Annotated in this window: 6 protein-coding genes; all 6 read right to left on the minus strand. The window is 50.5% G+C overall.

Annotation, left to right across the window (positions count from 1 at the left end; all coding sequences use genetic code 11):
• Positions 1-71: 71 nt before the first annotated feature.
• The 6 genes from glgA to MOZ60_RS11105 all read right to left on the minus strand — a co-directional run bounded on the left by glgA (position 72) and on the right by MOZ60_RS11105 (position 8,084).
• Positions 72-1,526 carry a glycogen synthase GlgA gene (gene glgA / locus MOZ60_RS11080; protein ID WP_277655159.1) on the minus strand — a complete coding sequence of 485 codons (1,455 nt, stop codon included), beginning with the start codon at positions 1,524-1,526 and terminating at the stop codon, positions 72-74.
• A gap of 16 nt (positions 1,527-1,542) precedes the next feature.
• Positions 1,543-2,655: a glucose-1-phosphate adenylyltransferase subunit GlgD gene (gene glgD, locus MOZ60_RS11085; protein ID WP_370596725.1), complete on the minus strand. Its 1,113-nt coding sequence runs from the start codon at positions 2,653-2,655 to the stop codon at positions 1,543-1,545.
• Between the two features lie 12 nt (positions 2,656-2,667).
• The gene (locus MOZ60_RS11090; RefSeq protein ID WP_277010124.1) at positions 2,668-3,801 is read right to left on the minus strand and encodes a glucose-1-phosphate adenylyltransferase; all 1,134 of its coding nucleotides are present in this window, start codon (positions 3,799-3,801) and stop codon (positions 2,668-2,670) included.
• Between the two features lie 92 nt (positions 3,802-3,893).
• Complete coding sequence (locus MOZ60_RS11095; RefSeq protein WP_370596726.1) at positions 3,894-5,681, minus strand: NADH-dependent [FeFe] hydrogenase, group A6; 1,788 nt, start codon at positions 5,679-5,681, stop codon at positions 3,894-3,896.
• 11 nt (positions 5,682-5,692) lie between these two features.
• On the minus strand, positions 5,693-7,597 hold the full coding sequence (locus tag MOZ60_RS11100) for an NADH-ubiquinone oxidoreductase-F iron-sulfur binding region domain-containing protein (RefSeq protein ID WP_370596727.1): 1,905 nt from the start codon (positions 7,595-7,597) through the stop codon (positions 5,693-5,695).
• Positions 7,590-8,084, minus strand: a complete 495-nt coding sequence (locus tag MOZ60_RS11105) for an NADH-quinone oxidoreductase subunit NuoE family protein (protein ID WP_108774361.1) — start codon at positions 8,082-8,084, stop codon at positions 7,590-7,592. Before MOZ60_RS11105 ends, MOZ60_RS11100 begins: the two co-directional genes overlap by 8 nt.
• Positions 8,085-8,400: the final 316 nt, after the last annotated feature.

Raw genomic sequence — 8,400 nt, forward strand, 5'->3', positions numbered from 1 at the left:
AATGCCAGCATGTCATCTTGCGAAAACAATCCCATCCAAAAAACAGGGGAAAGCCCCCTGTTCCTGTTCAATCAATTGTCAGGCCAGTTGCAGATGGTGTAATACAGTTCCTCGTAAATATCTGCGCTCTTGTCCCAGCTGGCATCATAATTCATCGCATGCTCAACCAGGCCATTCCAGCCCGCTTCATTGTGATAATACTGATCCACTGCCCAGCGCAGCGTATAGACCATATCATCCGCATTGGCCGCATAGAACGAGAAGCCATTGCCCTCGCCCGTATACTGGTTGTACGGCTGCACAGTATCCTTCAGACCACCGGTCTCACGCACCAACGGGAGAGTGCCATAATGCAAGGCAATCAGCTGGCTCAATCCGCACGGTTCATACAAAGACGGCATCAGATACAGATCAGCACTTGCATAAATGCGGTGTGCCAGCTCCTCATTATAGCCGCAGTAGTAAACTGCCCTGCCTTTGTTGGTATCTTCCATCCAGCGGAAAGCATTCTCAGCATTCTGCTCACCCGTGCCAAGCACGACAAACTGGATATCCAGGCCCATGATCTCCTGAATCCGGTCTGTGATCAGATAGACACCCTTCTGGTTGGTCAGACGGGAAACAATGCCAACCAGGCATGTGTCCGGCTTGACCTCCAGGCCAAGTTCTTTCTGCAATGCCGCCTTGTTGGCTTTCTTGCCGCTCTTCCATGACTTGATGTCATAGTTCTTTTTCAGAGCTTTATCAGTCTTTGGATTCCAGAGCGTATAGTCAATGCCATTGACGATACCCCAGAGATCTTCTCTGCGATAGCGCAGGATCGCATCCATGCGCTCACCATATGTCTGGGTCAGAATCTCATTGGCATAAGTCGGCGAAACGGTTGTGACCTTGTCCGCATAGACGATGCCGGCTTTCATGAAGGAAATGCCGGAATCAAACTTGATCGAGCCATTGTCAAAATAGCTGTAATCCAGGCCCAGGCAGCTCGGCAACATATCTACGCCGAAGTTGCCCTGGAAAGCCAGGTTATGAATCGTAAAGACATGGCGGATATTCTGATAGCGGTAATCATCCGCATAGCATGCATGGCACAGCAGCGGAATCATGCCGCACTGCCAGTCATTGCTGTGAATGATGTTCGGCCACCAGTTGATGAAATAGATCATATCCAGAGCAGCTCGCTGGAAGAAGGCAAAACGCTCACCATCATCCTGATAGCCATACAGGCCGTCACGCTCAAAGTAGTACTGGTGCTCAATGAAGTAGTAGATGACACCGTCTACTTCTGCCTTGTAGTAAGTCGCAGGCTGATTGATCCAGCCGGAATGCACCTGAATGGTCCCCAGTCTTTCCAGCTCATCATAGTGCTTCTCAATAATCTTCTTGTACAGAGGCAGGACAACACGCACATCATGACCGCGCTTGGCCAGTGCCTTCGGCAAAGAGCCGATGACATCTGCCAGACCGCCGGTCTTGACAAACGGTAATCCTTCCGAAGCCGCAAACAATATTGATCTTCCCATGAATTACGCCTCCCTGTCAGATTCTGTCACGCCGCTTGACGTAGACCAGATCATCATCTGTTCCTTTGAGTGCCTTGACATGATGAATGATGGCATACTTGTCCACCACAACATGATCAAGCTTGGCGTCTTCGCCAATATATGCGCCAGGCAGAATAATGGAATCCTTGACAATGGCGCCATGACAGATGCGGACATTACGGCTGATGATGGAATCCTGCACTGTACCGTCAATGACACAGCCGTTGGCAACCACGCTGCCTTTGACCTCGGCATCATCCGTAAACTTTGTCGGCGCAGAATCTGATGTCTGCGTATAGATCGGCCAGCCCGGCTTGAACAGTCCGCTGGCAGTGGACGGATCACGCAGCGCCATCATCCATCTGTAATACTCCGGCAGAGAGTTAATGCATGCCACAAAACCGCGCACGCTGTATCCCTGCACACGCAGCTCGCCAAGGGAATCCTTGAGAATATCCTTGAACCAGTACAGAGAAGAAGTCGCTGCTGCTTTCTTGACCAGCTCAATGAACAGCGCCTTGCTCAGTACATATGCCTCCAGACAGATGGTATTGGCTTTTTTCGCACCGCGGTTTGTATCCACGCCAATGACACGCTTTTCCTTGTCCATGGCCAGTGTGTCACAGCCAAGGTAAGCACGCTTGGCATCATTGGTATTGGTATAAAGCACTGTCACATCAGCACCAGAATCCTTGTGGGCCTGCAGTACTTCATTGAAATCCAGTGAATAGATGAAATAGCTCGGTGCCAGGACCACATATGGATTCGGATCGCCTTCGATATACTCCATGTTGAGCATATAGTTGGCAACATCATGGTTGTATACCGGTGAAGAGAATGTCTTTTCACCATAGAGTACACGCAGCTTGCCTCGCTTTGAATTGATATTGTAATGCTGGCCGCTGCCCAGATGCTCAATCAGATTGCGGGGCTTCTCCTTGCAGTATACCTGCACATTGTTGATGCCCGAATTGGTCATATCGCTGAGGATGAAATCAATGACACGGTATCTTCCCATAAAGGCCATCGCCGGCACCGGCCGATAATCACCAAGACCTTCGACATTGACCGAATTGCCTTCAAAGTAAATAATTCCAAGTGCGTTCATCAGTCTTCCTCCTCACTCCACATATTTCTTTGCGACAAGGCTGATATGCTCACTGTCCGCACTGCCGACAACGGCACCCGGTGCAATTTCCACATTATCTGCCACAATGCACCGGGTCACTTTGGCACCTTCACCAATGACAGCACCCGGCTGAATCACAGAATCAACCACTTCTGCACCCTTGCCGATCCGGCAGTTTGTGCTGACCACAGAGTTGCGCACTGTGCCAAGCACAACGGCACCCTGGGTAATATAGGCATTCTTGATCACGGCATCTTCACCAATGAACTGCGGCAGAGCATTGACATCCTCTGTGTAGATCTTCCAGGACGGATCTTCCAGATCCAGCTCACTGTTCTTCTTCAGCAGGTCCATGTTGCTTTCCCACAGTGAATCCACGGTGCCGACATCCTTCCAGTAACCGGAGAAACGATAGGCAGCCAGACGGCGGCCGTCTTTCAGATATGCCGGAATGATATCCTTGCCAAAGTCATGATTGGAATTGGGATCCTTGTCATCTGCACTCAGATACTTGCGCAGCAGTTTATAGTTGAAGATGTAGATACCCATGGAAGCCAGGTTGCTCTTGGGATGGGCAGGCTTTTCTTCAAACTCTTCGACCATATCGTTCTCATCACAGTTCATGATGCCAAAGCGGGTTGCTTCTTTCAAAGAAACCTGCAGAACGGCAATCGTCGCATCTGCCTGCTTTTCCTGATGATAGGCAAGCATCTTGGCATAATTCATCTTGTAAATATGATCACCGGAAAGGATCAATACATATTCCGGTGCCACCTGATCCAGAAAATCCAGATTGGCAGTGATGGCATCTGCGGTGCCTCTGTAAACTTCAAGGCCCTTGTCATCACGCTCACGCGGGGTCAGCACATAGACACCGCCATCATTGGTATCCAGGCCCCAGAACTGGTCCTTGGCAACATAGGAGTTGAGTACAACCGACTCATATTGTGTTAATACTCCTACTGTTGAAATTCCCGAATTGGCACAATTGCTCAGCGGAAAATCAATAATACGGTACTTTCCGCCGAAGTGAACTGCTGGCTTTGCGACTTTTTTGGTGAGATCCAGAAGACGTGAACCTCTTCCCCCGGCCAGGATCATCGCTGCCATTGTATTAGCTCTCATGATTTGCCTCCTGAATTAAACTTGATTGCGCTTTCATTATATCCTATCCTGATCATTTTTTGGCCGAAAACAATGCAATTGAGAGCGGAAACTCACGGCTGCTCTTCAGGTTTCGTTTTCCATCCGGTAAAACGTGGCCGGCGATGGTAGGAAGTGTGCAGAAGATGCTCACTGATCTCACTGCCTGGTTTTCCAAGAAAGGCAGAATACAATTGCTGAATCTGCGGATTATCGCAGGACACCCGCACTGGTGCATAGCGGTCTTCTTCATACAGTGCCTTCATGCGCAGATCCTTATAGGAATAACCAAGACGTCCATGCTTTGCCCGGGCACTGACAATCGGCTGGCCGCCGCCATTGATACAGCCGCCCGGACAGCCCATGATCTCAATGAATGCATACTTGCTTGTCCCCGTGCGCACATCCTCAATCAGCGGCTTTGCACAGGACATCGAACTTGCCATGGCAACCCAGTACTTTTTGCCCAGAAGTTCCACCTGTGCTTCCTTGACGCCAGCCATGCCGCGGCACTCTCCAAAATCAACCCGCTCCAGCTTTTTGCCTTCTGTTTCCTGCTTTAATGTACGCAGCGCTGCTTCCATCACACCGCCGCCGGCCCCAAAGATCACCCCGGCACCCGAAGCAGCCCCAAGAAAATCCTGGTCATAGTCCTCTTCCTGCAGCGCATCCAGATCATCCATGCCATACATCTTGATCAGCCTTGCGGCTTCTCTTGTTGTTAACACCGCATCCACGTCCGGATAATCCCCGGTCTGATTCTCTTCCTTGTGAATCTCAGACTTCTTGGCAATACATGGCATAATGGAAACTACATAGATCCGGGACGGATCAATATTGTGTTGCTTTGCCCAGTAGGTCTTGCAGATGGCACCAAACATCATATGCGGTGACTTACACGTAGAAAGATGATCCAGCAATTGCGGATATTCATATTCCATGTAACGCACCCAGCCAGGTGAGCATGATGTAAACATCGGCAGAACGCCATGTCCATTTATTCTCTCTAACAGCTCATGGCCTTCTTCCATAATTGTCAGATCAGCGCCAAAGTCGGTATCATACACCCGGTCAAAACCGCACCGTTTCAATGCCGCTACCATCTTGTGCGTTACCCGCGTGCCGATCGGCAGGCCAAATTCCTCCCCCAGCGCAGCCCGCACTGCCGGGGCGGTCTGACAGATGACAACCTTGTCAGGATCGTTGATCGCCAGAATGACATCATGAATATTTTCCTTCTCACTCAAAGCCCCAACCGGACAGGCAATGACGCACTGACCGCACTGCATGCAGTCCACATCATTGAAGGAACCATTGCCGATTGGTCCGCAAATTGTTGAAAAACCACGTTTCTGCAAAGACAGAATGCCAAGCCCCTGCACATTGCGGCAGACGCCAATACATCTTTCACAAAGCACACATTTGCTTGTATCCCGGACGATGCCCCAGCTTGCCTGCTCCAGGGTGGCTGGCGAATGTTCACCTTCAAAGCGGTTTTCCCGGATGCCAAGCTCAGCACACAGCCGCTGCAGCTCACAGTTCTGGTTCCGCTTGCAGGAAAGACAATTCTTATTGTGATTTGACATCATCAGCTCGACCGTTGTCTTGCGGCCTCTGATCGCCCGCTCCGAGTTGGTCAATACTTCCATGCCTTCCGAAACCGGCGTTGTGCAGGCAGAAAGCAGTGCTCTTGCGCCTTTGACTTCCACCAGACATACCCGGCAGGCACCAGAGCGAATCACATTTTTCAGATAACACAAGGTAGGAATCTGAATGCCGGCCCGGTTGGCTGCCTGCAGAATCGTATCGCCGCTTTCGGCAGTCACAAACTGATGATTGATCTTGATATGCACTTCACTCATGATTTCTCACCTCACAGTCTCTGCACCGCATGGAAGCGGCAGTTATTCAGACAGCTTCCACATTTGATGCACTTGTCCTGATCGATATGGTATGGCTTGCGTCCAGGTTCGCCGGAAATCGCCTGAACCGGACAATTGCGGGCGCACAAAGAACATGCACGGCACGCCGATTCGTCAATCTCATAGCGCAATAAACGCTTGCATACATGGGCACGGCACTTGTGATCCACCACATGCTCCACATATTCATCATGGAATTTATGCAGCGAAGAAAGAATCGGATTGGGGGCTGTCTGGCCAAGACCGCACAAGGCTGTATCCTTGATCTCATGACAGAGATCTTCCATCTCATCCAGCATGGCAAGGGTTCCGCGTCCCTCCGCAATGGCATCCAGCATATCCAGAAGACGCTTGGTGCCAACCCGGCATGGCGTACATTTGCCGCAGCTTTCATCACAGATAAAGGACATATAGAAACGTGCCACATCGACCATGCAGCTGTCCTCATCCAGCACAATCATGCCGCCAGAGCCCATCATCGAGCCTGCTGCTGTCAATGTTTCATAGTCAATTGGCGTATCCAGCTCTTTTTCCGTCAGACAGCCGCCGGAAGGACCGCCGGTCTGCACTGCCTTGAAGCGCTTGCCATCTGGACAGCCGCCGCCAATGTCATAAATGATTTCACGCAGCGTGGTGCCCATCGGCACCTCCACAAGGCCTGTGTTGACAATCTTGCCGCCCAGGGCAAAGACCTTGGTCCCCTTGGAACCAACAGTACCGATCGAACTGTACCAGTCTGCCCCCTTAGTCAGAATGATCGGGACATTAGCCAGTGTTTCCACATTGTTGATGCTGGTAGGCTTTCCCCAGACACCCGAAACCGCCGGAAACGGCGGCTTGGGTGATGGCATGCCGCGCCTGCCTTCAATTGAGGCGATCAATGCCGTCTCTTCGCCGCAGACAAAGGCACCGGCACCAAGCCGGATCTCCAGATCAAAGTCAAAGCCGGAAGAAAGAATATTGCGGCCAAGCAAACCGTATTCCCGTGCTTCCCGCAGGGTAATCTCCAGACGGTGCACAGCAATGGGGTACTCCGCCCGGATGTAAATATAGCCATGATGCGCACCTACGGCATATGCCATGCAGGCAAGTCCTTCGATAACACTATGAGGATCCCCTTCCAGAATGGAGCGGTCCATGAACGCACCCGGATCGCCTTCATCCGCATTGCAGATGACGTACTTCTCATTGCCCGGCTGATCCTTTTCAAACTGCCACTTTTTTCCGGTCGGAAAACCGGCACCGCCCCTGCCTCTTAAACCGGATGCCTTAATGATATCAATGACATCCTGCCCTGATTTCTCACGCAGACACATGGCCAGCGCCTGATAGCCGTCCACTGCAATATACTCATTAATATCTTCCGGATTGATGCGGCCACAGTGGCGCAGCGCAATCCGCATCTGTTTCTGATAGAAGCGGATCCGGTCCAGATCATAGACTGTCTGCCCGGTAGATGGATCCACGTCGCACAGCTGCTTCTTTCTGAGCGGACGACGGCCTACAACATGCTCAAAGAAAATCCTGTCCACATCCTCCGGATGCACATGCGTATAGAAGACCTGATCAGGATAAATTGCCACAATCGGTCCTTTCTGGCACAGGCCGAAGCAGCCGGTGCGGATGACTTCCACATTGTCCTGCAGATGATTTTCATCAATCAGCTGTTCAAACCTGCGGATGTTTTCTTCTGACTCCCCGGCAGTACAGCCCGTGCCCGCACAGCACAGAATGTTCATATGCACATTATCCGCTTCAAAGACCGGATGACTGTCTTCCATGCGGACAAGCACATTGTCGCGATAGGCATCACGAATCGCATTGAGCTGATCAATGGAATGAATGATATTATCCATGGTCCGCCTCCTGTGCCCTGATCTCTTCAATGCGCCTGATGGCATTGCCGGACACAAGCGCATTGCCATAGACTTTGCCATCAATAATGCATACCGGTGCAAGTCCGCACGCGCCAAGACACCTTGTCGCATCCAGTGAAAACAGCCCGTCCCTGCTTGTCTCATTGATGCCAGCTCCTGTCTTTTCCGCAAGCAGATCTGCCAGTTTCTGACTGCCATTGACATAGCAGGCCGTACCTAAACATACATTGATGACATGCTTTCCTTTTGGCTGTGTCGTAAACTGGGCATAGAACGTTACAACCCCATACACCTGGGCAGGACTTGTCCCTGCAGCTTCCGCAATTTTCTCCATTGCCTCAAAAGGTATATACCCCAGAGAATTCTGCACCTCATGGAGCATCTCAATAACCGGGCCCGGCTGATTCCGGTGTTTTGCAACAATGGTATCAATTTCTGTAAGTGCGGAAGGACTCAGTTTTTCCATAAACTGACCTCCAAATTCAATCTCTATCTGTATTCTATCAGGTCTCAGATTTGAAAAACAGGGAAAATTCTAAGCGCTTACATTTATTCGCGGATTGATCAGAAAAAGACTGTTCCCACCATGAGAACAGTCATGCCTGATCACAATTGTTTAAGAAGTATGCCGAGAATTCCCCCTTACTTGTAGGGGAGATGAATCGGCCTTTTTAAACTATGTGTACTATACATATTTGCTTGATAATAATACCTATATTCGAATGATATATACTATACTATATGTATGAAAGATGACAGATATATACATGCGCGTACCTGCG

This window comes from Grylomicrobium aquisgranense, assembly GCF_033971865.1.
Taxonomy (GTDB): Bacteria; Bacillota_I; Bacilli_A; order Erysipelotrichales; family Erysipelotrichaceae; genus Bulleidia; species Bulleidia massiliensis.